Raw genomic sequence first — 16959 nt, 5'->3', positions numbered from 1 at the left:
CTCGTCGTCGTGAAGAGGCGTGTTCTGGTGCTGGTGGCGGTGCTGGGCGCTCCGGTGGCGCTGCTGCCAGCCGGCGCGGTCACGGCCGGCTACCTGGCGGTTCGCAGCGACTCGACGCGTGAATCAACCTGCCAGGAGTTGCTGCCGATCGAGGAGGCGAAGGTACGCACCGTCCGGTGGGACCCGCCGGAGGAACTGCCGGACCTCGGCGACTACCCCGAGATCCACTGGCAGGGCCGCACGAAGGGAAACCCGTGTTCCCGCATGCCCGGTCCGACGGACTGGGCGTACCAGGGTGTGGTCGAGCTTCGCCCGGAGGACGCGCAGGCGTTGGCGAAACGGTACGGGTTCGTGGCGTACGACCCCGTTGGCGCCCAGGAGTACGCGAGCGGCCGGACCCCCGAGGACGTGTGGCCGGCCCTGGCGCCGTTCCTGCCGTCCGAACCGCGATGGCTGACCAGCAGGGTCTACGACGAGTTGGACACGTCCGTCCGATGGCGGATCGTGTACCTCGATGTCGCGCACGCGACGGTCCTGTTCATGCTCGACGACCACTGATCAGCGGGCGAACGTAGCGGGAGCAGGGCGACAGGCCCGAAGATCACCCGCGCGGCAGGCGATAGACCGACACGTGGGAGCGCGAATCGGCGGTGAACTCGGCACCGGTCCAGTCCGCGTGCCGGCTCTCCAACTCGAACCCGGCCAGTTGGGCCATGAGATCCAACTCCGAGGGCCAGATGTAGCGGTGCGGGCTGCGGCCCAACTGGGCCTGCCGGCCCTCGTCGAACCGGAAGTGGTGCGACACGACGTACTGGTTGAGCACGTCGTACGTGTCCAGCCCGATGTAGCCGGGCTCGGAGTCCCAGACCACCGCCTGCTGGCCCGGCGGGAGCTTGCGCAGCTCCGGCACCCAGAGCTCGATCACGAAGCACCCACCCGGTACGAGGTGCCGGGCGGCGTTGCGGAAGCACTCGACCTGCTCGGCCTGGCTGAGCAGGTTCGAAATAGTGTTGAAGACGAGGTAGACGAGGTTGTACTCACCGGGCACGACCGTGGTGGCCATGTCGCCGACGGTCACCGGGATCGTCGCCTCGTCCACCTTGGCCCGGAGCCGGTCGATCATCGGACGGGACAGTTCGACGCCGGTGACGGGTACCCGCCGCTGGACGAGCGGGATGGCCACCCTGCCGGTGCCGATGGCGAACTCGAGGGCCCGCCCGCCGCCGGCCAGCTCGGCGAGACGATCCACTGTGGGCCCGAGAACCTCCGGTGCGAACATCCCGGTGCCCGGAGTGTCGTACCGTTCGGCGGTCTCGGCGTCCCAGATCTCTGCCCGCAGCATGCCGACCACCCTGCCCTCGGCGGAGAACCGGCTCAACGCATTTTCGGCGCCGGTGCGACCCGCGGGGGCACCCGTGGCCGTCAGCGCTGTGGCAGGGTTCGGCGAGCACCCTCGCCGAAACTCGACCGGAGCGTGACCGCATGGCGCACATCGACCTCGGAGCCGACGAGCAGCTCTTCCCGGGCATCACCGGCCTGCTGAGATTCCGTCCCGAGACGGCCGGGCCGCTCAACAGGCTGGCCGAGGTGCTCCTACGCTCCGAGCCGCACCCGCTGAGCCGGGGCGAGCGAGAGCTGATCGCGGCGTACGTCTCCGGGCTGAACGATTGTGGCTACTGCTCCGCGGCGCACTCGGCTGTCGCCGCCGCCCAACTCGGCAGCGGCATGCCGCTGGTCGAGCGAGTCCACGCCGACCTGGAGTCGGCCCCGGTCACGGGCAGGATGCGGGCGTTGCTCCGCATCGCCGCAGCCGTGCAGCGGGGCGGCCACCAGGTCACCGGTGAGCTGGTGGAGGCGGCGCGCGCCGAGGGCGCGACCGATCTGGAGATCCACGACACTGTCCTGATCGCGGCCGCCTTCTGCATGTTCAACCGGTATGTCGACGGCCTGGCGACCCTCACCCCCACCCGCCCCGAGGCGTACGCGGCCGCCGCACGCCGCATCGTCACCAAGGGGTACGCGGGCTGACCGGGGCGGCAGATCCGCGGCACCGTGCCGCACCGCACGACTGACCGCAGAGCGGCCGATCGCATGGGCGGCACGGGCGAGGACGACGAGGCGGTCAGTCGATAGCCGGAGACGGGCCGACGATCCTGCCGATCAGTCAGACGACTGCGGGGGTTGACAGATCGTAACCGGTTCCCGCGCGACCCGAACCGCTGGCCAGCGCCGACGGGCAGGAAACCTCCTGTCGCACACCGTGTGTGACAGATCGGATCACCCGCATGTTATTCTTACTCATCGATCTATGCCGCGCGACCCCGGGACGGGTCGTCGCCGGAAGGACCCTCCCCCGATGCCGGCCGTTCCCGTTCGGACCGTGCCACCCACCGCGCTGGACAGCCCGGCCGGGGGCGCGCTCAGCCTCACCTTCGCCACCCTGCCGGCGCTGCTCCGGCTGACCTGCGGGATCGTCGGCGCGGTCGTGGCCGTCTCCGTTCGTACGCCGCCGGTGCAGGCGGTTCCGCTCTTCTCCGCCGTCGTGGTGCTGACCGCCTGGTCGGTCTGGTACGCGGTACGCGCCCTGCGCGCCGGCGTCACCCCGGCCATGGTCGTCGGGGACGTGGCGCTCACCATCGGCGCCTGCCTGCTCATTCCCTGGCTGGTGGCCTCCGAGGTGCTGCCCGGCGAGGGAAGCTGGATCGCGGTACTGGCCAGCACCACGGTGATCAACACGCAGGTTACCGCCCCGGCACGCTGGTCGATCCCGGCCGGTCTGCTGGTCGCCGCGGGCTACGCGACCGGTGCGTACGCGGCGGGCAACCCGCGCGAGGCCGCGGCCCACACCGCGACCCTGCTGGTGCAGGTCGGCTGCGCGGCGATGATGAGCGTGGTCATGGGTCGCCGGATCTCCCGCGCCGACCGGGCCTTCGCCACGCACCAGCGGCTGGTCCGGGAGGCGCTGGTGGCCCGTACGGCACGGGAGTCGGAACGCCGGCAGAATCGCGACCTGCACGACACCGTACTCGGCACGCTCACCATGGTCGGCCTCGGCGCGGTCAGCGGCCCGTCGGCGGCGCTGCGCCGACGGTGCGCCGCCGACCTGCGTACCCTCGCCGCCCACGCCGACGCCCGGGCGGTCTCCGCCGACGGTCCGGTGTCGCTCGACGACCGGCTGCGGACGGTGCGTGACCGGTTGCCGGCGCTGCCGATGGCGGTCGAACTGGCACCGTGCGCGGTGCCCGCGGCGGTGGCGGACGCGGTCGCGGAGAGCGCCTACGCGGCACTGGCCAACGTCGTCCGGCACGCACCGGGATCGACGGCCGAGCTGCGCCTGCGGCCGGTTGCCGGCGGCGTCGTGGTCGAGGTGGCCGACGACGGGCCGGGTTTCGACCCGGCCACCGTCCCAGCGCACCGGTACGGGCTGCGCGAGTCGGTCCGGGGGCGGATGGCGGCGATCGGCGGCAGTGCCCGCATCGACACCGCCCCTGGTGCGGGCACCCGGGTCCGCCTGGAGTGGCCCGGTGTCGGCTGAACTTCACACCGCCGTCGGGCAGGGCTACGACCCGGTGGCGCCCGCCGTCCCGCCGCCACCCGCCCCGCTTCCGGGCCCGACCGGCGAGACGCCGCCTCCGACGGCCGTGGGTCAGGTCGCGGCCGCGGTGGGACGGGCCTCGGACCGCAGCGCCCGGATCGCGGCGATCGCCATCGCGCTGGCCTGGCACTCCGCGATCGGGCTACCGGCGGTGCTCGCCAACCAATCGGAGTTGCGGAACGCCGCCGTGGTGCTCGCCGCCTGGGTGCTGGTGGCCGTGATCGGGGTCGTGGCCGGTGCCCGGCTGCTGCGGAACGTCCCGCTGCTGGCGTGGCCACTCGCCGGGCTGCTGCTCGCGGTCGACGCGACGGTCTTCGCCGCCGCCGGCGAACGGCAGCTCTTCACCACCGCCAACTGGGTGTGGGGGACGCTCGGCTGGTTCTTCGTGCTGGCGCTCTGGAGTCGGCGGGTGGTGGGCCTGATCGCCCTGCTCGCCGCGCACTCGCTCATCGCCCTCACGGCGGTCGTCGGGTACGGCAGGACCGCCCCGGCCGACCTGGCCCGATTCGTGATGTACGTCTACGGCACGTCATCGTTACCGATCGCGGCGTTCGCGGGCAGCGCGGTGATCGCCGCGCTGGCCAGGGAGCGGGCCGCCACCGCCGCGGCCACCCACGCGATGGCGGCCGAGCGGGACGCCGCGGAGCGGGCCCGGCTGGACCGACGGGATCGGCTGGCCCTGGTCGGCGGTGCCGCCGGGGCGCTGCTCGCCGAACTGGCCGACGGGCGGGCCGATCCGGCCGACCCCCTCGTGCAGCGCCGGGCGGTGCTGGCCGCGGCCCGGCTACGACGGCTGATCGCCGAGTCGGACGACGTACCCGATCCGCTGCTGCACGAGCTGCGCGCCGCCGCGGACCTGGCCGAACGCAACGGGCTGCCGATCGACCTCGTGATCATCGGTACGCCGCCGCCGCTGCCGGTGCAGGTCCGCCGTCGACTCGCGGACCCGCTCACGGCCACCCTCGCGGACGCGCGGGAGTGGGCCCGGTTGACCGTCGTCTCGAACCCAGATGAGGTGGTGGTCAGCCTCGTCACCCCGGACCGGGGCGGCCCCGACGCGACCGGCCCGCCGGGCGACTGGGACGACGATTCGGACGGCGGTCGAGTTGATCGGCTCTACGAGCGGGACGGGGAGATCAGATGGGCGCAGACCCGGTGGCGGCGATGAGCGGCGAACGACCGATCGGGGTGGCCATCGTCGACGACCATCCGGTGGTCGTCGACGGGGTGTGCGCCTGGCTGGCGAGCGAGCCGCTGCTGACCGTACTGGCCACTGGGGACGATCCGGACGAGGTGCTGCGAGCCGCGCCGGACGCCGACGTCGTCCTGCTCGACCTGCGGCTGCACGGCCGGATGGCGCTGGGCAAGCTGGCCGAGCTGAGCGCCGCCGGACGCCGGGTGGTGGTCTACTCCGAGCACACCGACCCGGAGACGATGCTGGCCGCGCTGGACGCGGGCGCCGTGGCCTTCCTAGCGAAGCACGAGGGGCGGGAGCACTGCGTGGCCACCGTGCTCGCCGCGGCGAGCGATCGACCGTACGTACCGCCGGCGCTGGCCGGGGCGATGGTCGGTGACCCGCGGCCGGATCGCCCGGTCCTCTCCGACAAGGAGCGCGAGGCGCTGCTGCTCTGGTTCCAGTCGATGTCGAAGGCGTCGGTGGCCCGCCGGATGCGGATCAGCGAGCACACGGTCAAGCAATACGTCGACCGAGCGCGGATCAAGTACACCCGGGCGGGCCGGCCGGCCGCCACAAAGGCGGCGCTGCTCGCCCGCGCGATCGAGGACGGCCTCATCCGGCCGGAAGAGATCGGCATCTACCGGTCGCAGGCGAGGTACGACCGGCCGACCCCCTAACGGGTGTCATGACAGGCGTGCGGTGATTCCGCCACGCTCGATGGAGGGTGAGCTCTGTGGGAGGTCGTGACGATGCAGGCTGACGCGTCGCCCTTCTTCATCGGTCCGCACCGTTTCGACGCGCCGGACGATGAGGTGGGGCCGTTACTCGACCGCCGGTACGAGCTGATGCCGGCCCTGGGCGAACAGGTGCTCTGGCGACACCGGCTGGAGGTCGCAGGGCACCTGCTCGGCCCCAGTGAGATCCGACGGGTGTGGGCCCTGCCCGGCCCGGTGGCGGTGACCGTCACCGATCAGCGGATCGTCTGGGTCGGCGAGGGCTCACAGCTGGCCGTGATGTCCGGCGGAAGGGCCGTGGGCATCGCCCGGCACCGCCCGCCGGTCCGGCTGCCCGGCCTGCTCAGCGGGCAGATCCGCTGGCAGTGGCCGTCCCGACTGGAGTTGGCGTCGACCCGCCCGGACGCCCCTGCCCGACTGCTGATCGTGTGCGACGCGCTGCGGACCATTCAGCAGCCGGCGCTCGCCCTGTGCGGCCCGGCCGACGAGGTCGCCAGGCTGGCTCGGCAGGTGTGCCGGGCGGTGGCCGCCTTCCGGTTGGGCCGTCCCCAACTGGTCGACCTGTCACCGCAGGAACGCGACGTGCTGGCGCTGCGCTCCGCCGGCCGGGTCATCGGGGAGGAGCGGATCACCCTGCCCGGGTCGCTGCCGGTCGAGTTCCGTTCTCGGGACGACTACTACCGGCGGGCTGCGGATCCGGCACCCGACCGGCCCGGACACGCAGGCGACGCAGCATTCGGGCATCGCTGAGGCCGCCCGAGGGCTGAACGGTCCGGCCGGCTGCCGCACGATCATCGCCGACGCCGGGTCGGGATGCCGGGCGCTGCGGCCCGGGGGCGCTCAGTCGAGCAGGTTGTGCACCTCCAACCGGCCCCGGGCGAAGGCGTCCACCCGGCCCCAGCGGCCCGGGATGTCCAGCACCTCGATCCGGCCCATGCCGACCGGCAGTCGCGGGTCCACCGCGAGGTGTCCCTCGTGCGGCTCCAGGCCGAGCATGGTCCGCAGCAGCAGCAACGGCGTACCGGTCGACCACGCCTGGGGGCTGCACGCCGTCGGGTACTCCACCGGGAACTTGGTCAGATCCCGCTGGTAGCCACCGAACGCCTCGGGTAGCCGGCCGTTGAAGTACGTCGCAGCGTCCAGGATGCCGCTGGCGATGATGGCCGCCTCCTCCGCGAAGCCGTACCGGCGCAGACCCCAGGCGATGAACGAGTTGTCGAACGGCCAGATCGTGCCGTTGTGGTAGCCGATCGGGTTGTAGCGGATCTCCCCCTCGGCGAGGGTGCGTACGCCCCAGCCGGAGAAGAGCCGCGGACCGACCAGGTGCTGGGCGATCTTCTCGGCCCGCTCGTGGGAGACGACTCCGCTCCACAGCAGGTGGCCGATGTTCGAGCTCAGCACGTCGCACTGGCGTCCGTCCGGGTCGAGCGCGAGGGCGAAGTACTCGCCGTCCTCCACCCAGAAGTCGCGGTTGAACCGCTCCTTCAGCGTCGCCGCCTCCTGCTCCAGCTGGTCGGCGTACGCCGGGTCGCCCCAGAACTCCCGGGCCAGGCGGGCGGCCCGCGTCTTCGCGTCGTACGCGTACCCCTGCACCTCGCAGGTCGCCCGCGGGAACGGCGGGAGTTTGCCGTCCGAGTAGGAGATCGAGTCCCAGGAGTCCTTCCAGCACTGGTTCTCCAGGCCGGTGTCGGTGTTGCGCCGCTCGTACCAGATGTAGCCGGTGCCGACCAGGTCCGCGTACTCGTCGATCCATCGCAGGGCGGCCCGTGACTCCTGCTCCAACTCCTTGACCAACGCGACGTCCCCGGTCCACCGCTCGTACTCGTCGAGCAGGATCAGGAACAGCGGGGTGGCGTCCACCGAGCCGTAGTACGGCGAGTGCGGCTGTTCCTCGAAGGCGGCGGTCTCGCCGTACCGCATCTCGTGCAGGATCCGGCCGGGATCCTCGTCGCGGAAGTCGTCGAAGCGGGTGCCCTGCAACGATGCCAGGATCCGCAGCGTCGTCTTCGACAGAGCCGGTGTGAACGGCAACGTCTGCAGGCAGGTCAGGATGCTGTCCCGCCCGAACATGGTCATGAACCACGGCAGTCCGGCGGCGGGGAGGGTCGCCCCGCCCAGCGACAGCGGCGAGAAGCGCAGCGCCGCCAGGTCGACCAGGCTGCGCCGGTACGTTGAGGCGAGGGCCTCGTGCTGGCTGTTGAGCTTGGGCGCGTCGGCGATCCACTTCTCCAGGTCGTGCTGAAGCGCGAGCCGCTCGACGTTGCGCGTACCCACGCCCAGCCGCAGGTCCCGCCTGCCCGGTCCGACGGCGGTGGTCTCCACGTCGATACGGGTGTCCCACTGCTCGTTCGGTTCCAGGTGGATGGAGAAGGCGAACCCGTCCCGGTCGTAGCGGGCCGGGGCGGAGGAGACGATGGCGGTCTCCCGTACGAAGTTGCCGCGGCGGTAGCCCAGCCGCAGGCAGTTGGCTTCGACCTCGCTGTAGATCTCGCCCTTCTTGTTCAAGATCTCGTCCTTGACCTGGAACAGATCGGCGAAGTCGGAGCCGGCGTCGATCCGGATCTCCAGGTCGACGGGCTTCTCGTCGTGGTTGAGGATGATGAGCTGCTCGCGGAAGCTCCCGCCCACGGCCCGTTCCCGGATGATCGACAATTTGGCGTCGATGTAGTGGGTGGCCATGCCCGGGACCAGGAAGAACCGGGCCTCGTAGTACTGGAGGTCGTCGAACGAGAGGGCGTTGAGGCGCTCACCGTTGACGGTCAGCACCCACTTCGACAGGAACCGGGTGTCGAGCGAGAAGAGCCCGGTGGGTTCGTTCGGCGTCGCCTCGATGTCCCCGGTGTCCTCGGAGACCACGAAGGTGTTGCCGTCCAGGATCCGGATCGTGTTGTCCGATGCCATCACCGCACCTCCTGATCGAACTTGCGGCGCGGCCCGCGGGCGTCCGGGTTCCCGGGGAAGGTCCGCTCCACCTGCACGAACAGGCGTGGGTCGCCGGCCACCGTCATGTCGCCGCGCAGGACCGCCGCGATCCCGTGTTCGCGTCCGGCCGCGATGTCCTCGAACAGCCCGGGGCTGGTGCCGATCACCGTGTCGGCCTCCTGGTTCTCCCGGCTCACCGAGATCCGGCCGTGGTCGATCCTGAGGAACCAGTGCATGGTGTGCGGCCCCTCCTGCAGGTCCACCCGCATGGTGCCGGCGGTCTTGGCGAGCCTCGGCTCGTAATCTCGCCGATCGACATCCTCGAAGAATCTCGTGGTGGCGTCCAAGGGTCCCCTCCTCCCACGGTCGGTCACGCCCCGGCGGCCGCCCGGTCGGCGTTGTCACCGGTCCTCCGGATGGCCGTTCGGCGTCCGAGCACGGGTGCCCGTCCGGCGAGCCGTCAACCTCGCCCGGATCGGGTGAGACCGCGGCCGGCCACGTGCCTCCGGCGACCGGGCGCGGTGACCGCGGCGGGCGAAGCCGTCGACGTACGCGGACCGCCGGGTCGGCCCGGCCGGCCGCGTACCCTCCGGATGAGACGGACGCGAAGCGCCGGCCCCCCGAATCGTCGGGGAGCCGGCGCACGCCCGCGGCGGACGTCAGTTGTTCGGATCGTCGGCGCTGATGTCGGCGAGCACGGACTGGGGCTCACGCTCCACCGCTAGGTCGCCCATCGAGACGAGGCCGACGAGGCGCCCGTCCTGGACGACCGGCAGTCGGCGCACCGCGTAGGTACGCATCAGGTCTGCGGCGGAGACCGCGTCGTCGTACTGGCTCACCGTGATCACGTCCTTGGTGGTGATCTCGTTGAGCCGGGTGGTGGCGGGGTTCATGTTCTCCGCCACGGCACGGACCGTTATGTCACGATCCGTCACAATGCCGACCACGTTGTCACCATCGGTGACCACCACGTCGCCGATTGCCATGTCACGCATCTCCTGCGCCGCGGCGGTGAGCGTGTCGCTGCCGTCCATCGTCACCAACCGGGTCGTCATGAACTCTCCGACCGTTGTCACGGTGCCCCCTCTCGGTGTCGGCACCGGCGGTCTACCCGCCGCTCCCGGCGAGGTAACGCCCGGCCGCCGGTCCCGGGCGAGGAGGCCCGCCGCAGGCAGGAGCCGCTCGGCCAGCGCGGCCGCCGGTTAGATTCCGGCGATCAGGTCGCCGCCACCGCAGGCGACGCGACGGCGGCGGGTCGGCCGCCGTGCCGAGTCAGCCTCGCGGCGGGAGGCCGTAGACGCGCTCGACGTGCAGACGCAGCACCAGACGACGGTCGGCGACCATCGCCCGCCGGTAGTCGTCCCAGTCCGGGTGCTCACCCTGCAACGACCGGTAGACCTCGATCAGCTCCTCGACCGTGGCGTCGTCCGGGGCGACGGCGATCGGGGTCAGCTCGGCTCGCGCCTCGGCCACCGCGTACGCCCAGCCGTCCTCGCTGCTCACCTGGAAGGTGGCCCGCGGGTCGCGCCGCAGGTTGACGGTCTTCGCGCGATCATCGGTCACCGAGGCCCGGATCAGGCCCGCGTCCCGGTCGAACGAGTAGATGACGGTGGACAGTTGTGGCCGTCCGTCGCGCTTGATGGTCGCCAGCACGCCCATCCGGCGCGCGGCGATCAGGTCGATCAGCGCCTGCTGCGTACGCTCGTCCGGCACGGTTTCCTCCAGCTCGCCCTGGTCGGGTTTTCATCCAACCATGGTCCGGGGGCGGCCGCCCGCGGTGGTCGACCCGACTGCCGGTGCTGTCGGGCTGTCCGGGTGGGCGGGTCACCGCGAGTTCGATGAAGTCGTGACGGGCCACCCGGCACCGCCGCCCGGCCCGGGCCCGGAGGCCGGGGCGGGGCGGGGCGGGGCGGTCGGCGGGCGTGTCAGCGGCGCTCGGCGAGCAGCAGCTCGGCGACCTGCACGGCGTTGAGTGCGGCGCCCTTGCGGAGGTTGTCGTTCGAGCAGAACAGCGCCAGCCCGTGCTCGACGGTTTCGTCGGCCCGGATCCGCCCGACGTAGACCGGGTCCCTGCCGGCGGCCCGCAGCGGGGTGGGCACGTCGGTCAGCGCCACACCGGGGGCGTCGGCGAGCAGTTCCCGGGCCCGCTGCGGAGTGATCGGGCGGGCGAACCCGGCGTTCATCTGTAGCGAGTGGCCGGTGAAGACCGGCACCCGCACGCAGGTGCCGGAGACCTTGAGGTCCGGAATCTCCAGAATCTTGCGGCTCTCGTTGCGCAGCTTCTGCTCCTCCTCCGTCTCGAAGGAGCCGTCGTCGACGATCGCGCCGGCGAGCGGGAGCACGTTGTAGGCGATGGGCTCGGCGAACGAACGCGGCGCGGGGAACTCGACGGCCGCCCCGTCGAACGCGAGGCCGGCGGCGTGCTCGGCGACCTTGCGGACCTGCTCGTCCAGCTCGGCGACGCCGGCCAGGCCGGCACCGGAGACCGCCTGGTACGTCGACACGACCAGGCTGACCAGCCCCGCCTCGGCGTGCAGCGGACGCAGCGCCGGGACGGCCGCCATCGTGGTGCAGTTCGGGTTGGCGATGATGCCCTTCGGGCGTACGGCGGCGGCGTGCGGGTTCACCTCGGCGACGACCAGCGACACGTCCGGGTCCATGCGGAACGCCGACGAATTGTCGATCACCACGGCGCCGGCCTCGGCGACCCGGGGCGCGAGCTCGATCGACGTGTACTTGCCGGCCGAGAAGAGCACGATGTCCAGCCCGGAGTAGTCGGCGGTGGCCGCGTCCTCGACGGTGATCTCCCCGCCCCGCCAGGGCAGGGTGCGCCCGGCGGACCGCGCCGAGGCGAACAACCGCAACTGCTCCGCCGGGAACTCCCGTTCCGCCAGCACCTGCCGCATCACGCCACCGACCTGACCGGTGGCCCCCACAATGCCGATCCTCATGCCCGCGAGGCTACCGAGGGCACCGCCCGGAACGGGAACCCTTCCCACTCCCCGCGCCTGATATCACACTTCGTAACCCCATCCTCACCCCTTCGGAGCCCGCACCCTGGGCGGGGCCACTTTCCTGGAAAGAGTGGCCTCCCTACGGGAAATGGCCACTCTTTCCGGGAAAGTGCGCTCGTAGGGCTCGTAGCGCTCGTAGGGCGGGGTGGGTCAGGAAATGATCTCGCCCAGGGCGGTGGCGGCCAGGTCGTCGCGGATCACCGCGGCGTCACCCTCCACCACGAGGGTGAGCGAGTCCGGATGCAGGTGGGTGGCGGCCGCCGCGCTCACCTGGTCGACGTCGGCGGCGAGCAGCGCCTCACGCAGCCGGGCGTGGTAGTCGTCCGGCAGGTCGTGCACCACCAGCGTGGTCAGCGCGGACGCGATCGCCCGTGGCGACTGCAACTCCACCGACAGCTGCCCGGCCCGCCAGGAGCGGGCCACCGCCAACTCCTCCTCGGTCACCCCACCACTGCGGGTACGGGAGATCTCACCGACCGCCTCGACCAGCGCCGGCGCGGTCACCGCGGTCTGCACGCCGGAGCTGACCCCGAACCGCCCGAACCGCCGCGACGAGGCGAAGTCACCCCGAATCCCGTACGTGTAGCCACGCACCTCACGGATCAAATGGTTCAGCCGCGACGTGAAGGCGCCACCGAGGATGGTGCCGGCCAGCGCCATCGGCACGTGGTCGGGGTGGGCGCGGTGCGGGGCCGGATGCCCCAGCCGCAGCGTGGACTGCACCGAGCCGGGCCGGTCCACCAGGATGATCCGCCGACCCTCCCGCAACGGCGCCTCGACCGGACCGCCCCGCTCGACCGGCCCGCCGCCGGCGCCGGCGAACGCGGCTGCGGCGAGCGCGTCCAGGTCGATCCGCTCCAGGTCACCGGCGACGATCAGGGTGCCGGGCCGGATGAACCACTCCGAGTGGAAGACCCGGATGTCCTCGACGTCCAGGCCGGCGACCGAGTCCGGGTCGCCGTACATCGGGCGGCCCCAGCGGTTCTGCGCGCCGAACAGGTCGCGGCGCAGCGCCGCGTCCGCCCTCGGCCCCGGGCTGGCCCAGTCCATCCGCAGCGCGGTGGCCTCGTCGTCGCGTACCCGGGCCACGTCCGCGGGGTCGAGCCGGGGCATACGCACGGCCTCGGCGAGCAACTCCACGGCAGCGGTCAGCCGGTCCACCGGCACCTGCACGCTGACCTGGAACGAGTCCCAGTCCAGCCCGGTCACCAGTTCGGTGCCGAGCCCTTCGACGGCGAGCGCGTACGCGGCCGCGTCCCGCCGGGCGGTGCCCTCCTCCAGCGCCTTGGCGAGCACCCCGCCGAGCCCTTCCCTGCCGAGCGGCTCCCGCTCGGCGCCGGCGTCGAGCAGCAGCAGCGCGACGGCGAGGTTCTGCCCGGGCAGGTGTGCGGCGACGACCTGACCGCCGGCCACGGCACGGCGGACGACCGGCGGGAACCGGTACGGGCGGGCGGCCCCCGGCCCGGGGCGCGTGGCGATCAGGGTCATGGCTTCTCCTCGGCGAGGTAGGTCAGGGTCACCCGGTCGTCCGCGACGAGCACCTCCGCGGCGACCTCGGCGATCTGCTCGGCGGTCACCGCCAGCCACGCCGGCAGGCGCTCAGCGGCCTTCGTCGGGTCACCGAACTGGGTGGCGTACCGGCCGAGCATGTCCGCCCGGCCGTCCACCGTGGACATCTGCCGCCACCAGGCGGTGCTGAGCAGCGCCTTGGCCCGATCCAGCTCGGTTGCGGTGACCGGCACGGTGGCCAGCTCGTCCACGACCGCGTGCAGCCCGGCGGCCAGGTGCTCGGCGCTCACCCCGGGGCGGGCGGTCGCGGTCGCGATCAGCGGCGCCGGGGCGTGCGCCAGGTCCACCCCGTACGCGCCGACCAGGTCCGGCTGGGCGAGCCGCTCGCCGTCCGCGAGCCGCTGGTAGAGGCGACTGCCCCGGCCGCTGCCGAGCACGGTGGCCAGCACGGTGACCACGTCGTACTCGGCGCTGCCGAACGGGTGGGTACGGTGCGCCACGTACACCCGCGAGGCCGGCACGTCGGCGACCACCGTCTCCGTGGCGGGCCGCCCGGTGGCCGCCGCCGTCCGGCCGTCCGGCGCGGCCGGGATGTCCGCCAGCGGCGGGATGACGCCGAAGTACTTCTCGGCCAGCTTGAAGACCTCGACGGCGGTGGCGTCGCCGACCACGGTGAGCACGGCGTTGTTCGGCGCGTAGTACGTCCGGTGGAACGCCTGGAACGTGGCCAGGTCGGCGGCGTTCAGGTCGGCCATGGAGCCGATCGTCGCGTGGTGGTACGGGTGCCCCGGCGGGTAGAGCAGCGGCAGGAGCCGCAGCCAGGCGTCGCCGTACGGCACGTTCTCGTAGCGCTGGCGCCGCTCGTTCTTGACCACCTCACGCTGGTTGTCCAGCGTCTCCTGGCTCAGCGCCGGAACCAGGCCGCCCATCCGGTCCGCCTCCAACCAGAGCGCCAGCTCGAGGTGCTCGGCCGGGACCGTCTCGAAGTAGTTCGTGCGGTCCGGGTTGGTGGTGGCGTTGAGCGATCCGCCGGAGCCCTGAATGAGCTTCATGTGCTCGGTCTTCGCGACGTTCAGCGAGCCCTCGAACATCAGGTGCTCGAAGAGGTGAGCGAAGCCGGTCTGCCCCTGCGGCTCGTGCCGGGAACCGACGTCGTACCAGAGATTGACCGCCACCGCGGGCGCGGTGCGGTCCTCGCTCACCACCACGCGCAGGCCGTTGTCCAGCCGGGTCGTCTCGATTGGCCAGGGGTAACCGCTGTCGGGCATGGGACGACGCTATCCGATCGCCCGGGCGGAAAGGTGACGCGCCGTTGCCGGGCGAGCCGTCGCCGCATCCGCGAACAGCCGCCCGGTGCGCGCATCGACCGGCCGGGCACGGGTACGGAGGGGCATGTCCGCGCCCACCGCCCGTCCGTCGGCCTTCGCGGCACGTGCGGGCGACGCCGTCTGTCACGCCGCCGCCGCCCTGACCCGCCTGCGCGGAGCGCGGTTGTTCCACCCCGCCGGCCGGTCGTTCGCGGGCGAGGTGACGATCTGGGGTACGCCGGGCCCCCCGACCGGTGTCGGCTTCCTGGACGAGCCGGGCCGCTACCCGGCGACGATCCGGCTCTCCAAGGGCTCGTCCACCCCGGGGAGCTGGCCCGACCTGCTCGGGCTGGCCGTGCGGGTGCACACCGACGGCCCCCACCCGGTCGACCTGCTGGTCAGCTCCAGCGGCGCGCCGCCAGTGCTGCGGGTCATACCGCTGCCCCGTCGACGGTTCGCCGGGACGTACAGCACGATCGTGCCGCTGCGTGCCGGTCCGCGTCGGCTCTGGCTGGCCGCGCTGGCCGACCCGGACTCGCCCGACCTGGGCCGGAGCCTCACCGAGGTGGCCGCCGCGACCCGGAGCGACGAGCCACGCCTGGTGCTCGCGACGGCCACCGCGGTGGGACCGTGGCGGCCCTTCGGCCAGGTCAGCATCGGTACCCAGCTCAGCGCCCGGCAGGACGCCTCGCTGGCGTTCAACCCGATCGACAACCTGCCTGCGGGGCTGCGTGCGGTCGGCGTTCTGGCGTGGCTGCGGGCCCAGTCGTACCGGGGTTCCCGCCGGGCACGCGGAGTGGAGATTCAGTCCGGGGGCTCGCTCGGGGTCACCGTCTGATCCGACGTCCGGTGTTCGAGCACCGTGTCGGGTGCCATGTTCCGGTCCTCGCGGACGTCGGACTCGGTGAGGATCGCCTCGGCCTGCGCTTCCGGGTCGTCGCTGCCCGCCGCCGTCTCCTCCGGCAGCAGGTGTGCGCGGGATTCGACCCGGTCCAGCTCACTCCGCTCATCGCTCATGTCGCCCCTCATACCCCGGCCTCAGGGCCGGCACGCGCGCACCACACATGTGGGACGTCAGCGGCGTCGGGCTGAACGTTGCCCGATGCGTCAGGTACGCTGGCTACCGTGACGCGGTCGTATCGATGGTTTAGGCAGCCGGCTGGAGGAGCCGGTGACTTCACCATGATCTGACGTCACCTCTCTTCGAGCCGGCTGGGCGGGGCCTCATGGTCCTGCCTTTTCTGTACGAGCAGCCGGCTCGACCCGGGCACCGGCCCCGGGTCACGGTCGGCGGAAGGAAGCCCACCGTGACGACCCCGGAGACCGATCAGGTCAGTGATCAGCGGATCGACCGTGTCGTGCCGCTGACCACCCCCGCCCTGCTTCACCACGAGCTGCCCCTGGACAAACCGCTCGCCTCGGCCGTGCTGGCCGGCCGGCGCGCGGTCGGCCGGGCGCTCGACCGTGCCGACGACCGCCTGCTGGTGGTGGTCGGTCCCTGCTCGGTGCACGACCCGGCCGCGGCGCTGGAGTACGCCGGGCGGCTGCGTGAGGCAGCGGACCGGTTCGCTGACGACCTGTTGATCGTGATGCGGGTCTACTTCGAGAAGCCCCGCTCCACGGTCGGCTGGAAGGGGCTGATCAACGATCCGCGGCTGGACGGCTCCGGTGACGTGAACAGCGGCCTGCGGCTGGCCCGCGCGCTTCTGCTGGACGTGCTGCGCCTCGGCCTGCCGGTCGGTTGCGAGTTCCTCGACCCGATCACCCCCCAGTACATCGCCGACACCGTGGCGTGGGGCGCCATCGGCGCCCGCACGGTGGAGAGCCAGGTGCACCGGCAGCTCGCCTCCGGACTCTCCATGCCGATCGGCATGAAGAACCGCCCGGACGGCAGCATCGGCACGGCCGTGGACGCGATCCGGGCGGCCGGCGTACCGCACGTCTTCCCCGGCATCGACTTCTCCGGCACGCCGGCGATCATGCACACCCGGGGCAACGCCGACGGGCACCTGGTGCTGCGCGGTGGCGGCGGCCGGCCCAACTACGACGCGGAGTCGGTCGCCGGTGCGCTCGACCTGCTGCGGGCGGCGGCCCTGCCCGAGCGGGTCGTGATCGACGCCAGCCACGCCAACAGCGGCAAGAACCACCGCAACCAGCCGCTCGTCGCCGCCGACGTGGCCGGCCAGCTCGCCGCCGGGCAGCGCGGCATCGTCGGCATCATGCTGGAGTCCTTCCTCAAGGCTGGCCGGCAGGACCTCGACCCGACCCGGGAGTTGGAGTACGGCAAGTCGATCACCGACGCGTGCATCGGCTGGGACACCACGGCCGACGTCCTCGAACAGCTCGCCGCAGCCGTGCGGGCGCGCCGCGCGTCGCTCCCCACCCCCGCCTGACCGTCGCCCGCCGTGTCGGGAGCCGCCCGGTCCGCCGTGCGGCTCGGACACGGCGAGCAGGCGGGGACTCCGGCGGGTGTGACGCAGGGCACGGGACGGCGCGGAAGACCCACGGGGGTGCCGCGGTTGAGTGGAGTGTCGGTGTGTCCAGTGTCCCCGGGCCTCACCCAATTGCCTTCGCGGAATACCGTCCGGCTGGAGCCGCGTCGAGCCACTCGCCGAGAGGCGACCTGCACACCGACGCCCAGCGGCGCCCGCGTTGTGCCGTACGGCCGACGGCCGTACCTCCGAACTCCTTGCGACCACCT

17 protein-coding genes are annotated in these 16959 nt (G+C 72.3%); 8 read left to right on the top strand and 9 right to left on the bottom strand.

Going from position 1 to position 16959, the window contains the following annotated elements; all coding sequences use genetic code 11:
* Positions 1-9 precede the first annotated feature (9 nt).
* A complete protein-coding gene (locus ABZS42_RS22440; protein ID WP_355148217.1) occupies positions 10-558 on the top strand; it encodes a hypothetical protein in 549 nt (182 codons plus the stop codon).
* Positions 559-601: 43 nt separating this feature from the next.
* On the opposite strand, the gene ABZS42_RS22435 is transcribed toward ABZS42_RS22440, so the two are convergent.
* On the bottom strand, positions 602-1342 hold the full coding sequence (locus ABZS42_RS22435; RefSeq protein ID WP_355148216.1) for a class I SAM-dependent methyltransferase: 741 nt from the start codon (positions 1340-1342) through the stop codon (positions 602-604).
* 140 nt (positions 1343-1482) lie between these two features.
* On the opposite strand from ABZS42_RS22435, the gene ABZS42_RS22430 reads away from it, so the two are divergent.
* From ABZS42_RS22430 to ABZS42_RS22410, 5 genes are all read left to right on the top strand, one after another.
* Positions 1483-2028 carry a carboxymuconolactone decarboxylase family protein gene (locus ABZS42_RS22430; protein ID WP_355148215.1) on the top strand — a complete coding sequence of 182 codons (546 nt, stop codon included), beginning with the start codon at positions 1483-1485 and terminating at the stop codon, positions 2026-2028.
* Between the two features lie 328 nt (positions 2029-2356).
* Entirely contained in the window at positions 2357-3535 is a 1179-nt protein-coding gene (locus ABZS42_RS22425) for an ATP-binding protein (RefSeq protein ID WP_355148213.1), read from the top strand.
* A gap of 106 nt (positions 3536-3641) precedes the next feature.
* The gene (locus ABZS42_RS22420) at positions 3642-4763 is read left to right on the top strand and encodes a hypothetical protein (protein WP_355148249.1); all 1122 of its coding nucleotides are present in this window, start codon (positions 3642-3644) and stop codon (positions 4761-4763) included.
* Positions 4736-5449: a response regulator transcription factor gene (locus ABZS42_RS22415; protein WP_355148211.1), complete on the top strand. Its 714-nt coding sequence runs from the start codon at positions 4736-4738 to the stop codon at positions 5447-5449. The genes ABZS42_RS22420 and ABZS42_RS22415 overlap by 28 nt, the downstream gene beginning before the upstream one ends.
* Positions 5450-5521: 72 nt before the next feature.
* The gene (locus ABZS42_RS22410) at positions 5522-6256 is read left to right on the top strand and encodes a hypothetical protein (RefSeq protein WP_355148209.1); all 735 of its coding nucleotides are present in this window, start codon (positions 5522-5524) and stop codon (positions 6254-6256) included.
* 90 nt (positions 6257-6346) lie between these two features.
* Here ABZS42_RS22410 and ABZS42_RS22405 read toward each other — a convergent pair whose 3' ends face one another.
* The 7 genes from ABZS42_RS22405 to ABZS42_RS22375 all read right to left on the bottom strand — a co-directional run bounded on the left by ABZS42_RS22405 (position 6347) and on the right by ABZS42_RS22375 (position 14219).
* Complete coding sequence (locus ABZS42_RS22405; protein WP_355148207.1) at positions 6347-8407, bottom strand: glycogen debranching N-terminal domain-containing protein; 2061 nt, start codon at positions 8405-8407, stop codon at positions 6347-6349.
* Positions 8407-8775 carry an SCP2 sterol-binding domain-containing protein gene (locus ABZS42_RS22400; protein WP_355148205.1) on the bottom strand — a complete coding sequence of 123 codons (369 nt, stop codon included), beginning with the start codon at positions 8773-8775 and terminating at the stop codon, positions 8407-8409. The genes ABZS42_RS22405 and ABZS42_RS22400 overlap by 1 nt, the downstream gene beginning before the upstream one ends.
* A gap of 312 nt (positions 8776-9087) precedes the next feature.
* Positions 9088-9504, bottom strand: a complete 417-nt coding sequence (locus tag ABZS42_RS22395; protein WP_076472464.1) for a CBS domain-containing protein — start codon at positions 9502-9504, stop codon at positions 9088-9090.
* Positions 9505-9700: 196 nt separating this feature from the next.
* Positions 9701-10141 carry a PPOX class F420-dependent oxidoreductase gene (locus ABZS42_RS22390; protein ID WP_355148202.1) on the bottom strand — a complete coding sequence of 147 codons (441 nt, stop codon included), beginning with the start codon at positions 10139-10141 and terminating at the stop codon, positions 9701-9703.
* Between the two features lie 212 nt (positions 10142-10353).
* The gene (locus ABZS42_RS22385; RefSeq protein WP_355148200.1) at positions 10354-11379 is read right to left on the bottom strand and encodes an aspartate-semialdehyde dehydrogenase; all 1026 of its coding nucleotides are present in this window, start codon (positions 11377-11379) and stop codon (positions 10354-10356) included.
* A 213-nt stretch (positions 11380-11592) separates the two neighbouring features.
* Positions 11593-12930 carry a pitrilysin family protein gene (locus ABZS42_RS22380; RefSeq protein WP_355148198.1) on the bottom strand — a complete coding sequence of 446 codons (1338 nt, stop codon included), beginning with the start codon at positions 12928-12930 and terminating at the stop codon, positions 11593-11595.
* Positions 12927-14219: a pitrilysin family protein gene (locus tag ABZS42_RS22375; protein WP_355148196.1), complete on the bottom strand. Its 1293-nt coding sequence runs from the start codon at positions 14217-14219 to the stop codon at positions 12927-12929. Before ABZS42_RS22375 ends, ABZS42_RS22380 begins: the two co-directional genes overlap by 4 nt.
* A gap of 124 nt (positions 14220-14343) precedes the next feature.
* Between ABZS42_RS22375 and ABZS42_RS22370 the strand changes: the two genes are divergently transcribed.
* The gene (locus ABZS42_RS22370; RefSeq protein WP_355148194.1) at positions 14344-15096 is read left to right on the top strand and encodes a phosphodiesterase; all 753 of its coding nucleotides are present in this window, start codon (positions 14344-14346) and stop codon (positions 15094-15096) included.
* Here ABZS42_RS22370 and ABZS42_RS22365 read toward each other — a convergent pair.
* The gene (locus ABZS42_RS22365) at positions 15063-15275 is read right to left on the bottom strand and encodes a hypothetical protein (RefSeq protein WP_355148192.1); all 213 of its coding nucleotides are present in this window, start codon (positions 15273-15275) and stop codon (positions 15063-15065) included. The two genes, ABZS42_RS22370 and ABZS42_RS22365, sit on opposite strands and share 34 nt — an antisense overlap.
* Positions 15276-15565: 290 nt before the next feature.
* Here ABZS42_RS22365 and ABZS42_RS22360 point away from each other — a divergent pair, with 290 nt between their 5' ends.
* Positions 15566-16651 carry a 3-deoxy-7-phosphoheptulonate synthase gene (locus ABZS42_RS22360; RefSeq protein WP_355148190.1) on the top strand — a complete coding sequence of 362 codons (1086 nt, stop codon included), beginning with the start codon at positions 15566-15568 and terminating at the stop codon, positions 16649-16651.
* The last annotated feature ends 308 nt before the right edge of the window (positions 16652-16959 follow it).

It is taken from the genome of Micromonospora sp. NPDC005367, from assembly GCF_040606825.1.
Taxonomy (GTDB): Bacteria; Actinomycetota; Actinomycetes; order Mycobacteriales; family Micromonosporaceae; genus Micromonospora.
The sequence above is the reverse complement of the archived record's forward strand: the minus strand, read 5'-3'. Positions and strand labels throughout refer to the sequence as shown.

Excerpts from the sequence above, each read along its gene's own strand:
- ABZS42_RS22375 (WP_355148196.1), bottom strand. The coding sequence starts at position 14,219 with ATGCCCGACAGCGGTTACCCCTGGCCAATCGAGACGACCCGGCTGGAC.
- ABZS42_RS22415 (WP_355148211.1), top strand. The coding sequence starts at position 4,736 with ATGGGCGCAGACCCGGTGGCGGCGATGAGCGGCGAACGACCGATCGGG.
- ABZS42_RS22365 (WP_355148192.1), bottom strand. The coding sequence starts at position 15,275 with ATGAGCGATGAGCGGAGTGAGCTGGACCGGGTCGAATCCCGCGCACAC.
- ABZS42_RS22385 (WP_355148200.1), bottom strand. The coding sequence starts at position 11,379 with ATGAGGATCGGCATTGTGGGGGCCACCGGTCAGGTCGGTGGCGTGATG.
- ABZS42_RS22430 (WP_355148215.1), top strand. The coding sequence starts at position 1,483 with ATGGCGCACATCGACCTCGGAGCCGACGAGCAGCTCTTCCCGGGCATC.
- ABZS42_RS22435 (WP_355148216.1), bottom strand. The coding sequence starts at position 1,342 with ATGCTGCGGGCAGAGATCTGGGACGCCGAGACCGCCGAACGGTACGAC.
- ABZS42_RS22425 (WP_355148213.1), top strand. The coding sequence starts at position 2,357 with ATGCCGGCCGTTCCCGTTCGGACCGTGCCACCCACCGCGCTGGACAGC.
- ABZS42_RS22410 (WP_355148209.1), top strand. The coding sequence starts at position 5,522 with ATGCAGGCTGACGCGTCGCCCTTCTTCATCGGTCCGCACCGTTTCGAC.
- ABZS42_RS22370 (WP_355148194.1), top strand. The coding sequence starts at position 14,344 with ATGTCCGCGCCCACCGCCCGTCCGTCGGCCTTCGCGGCACGTGCGGGC.
- ABZS42_RS22405 (WP_355148207.1), bottom strand. The coding sequence starts at position 8,407 with ATGGCATCGGACAACACGATCCGGATCCTGGACGGCAACACCTTCGTG.
- ABZS42_RS22380 (WP_355148198.1), bottom strand. The coding sequence starts at position 12,930 with ATGACCCTGATCGCCACGCGCCCCGGGCCGGGGGCCGCCCGCCCGTAC.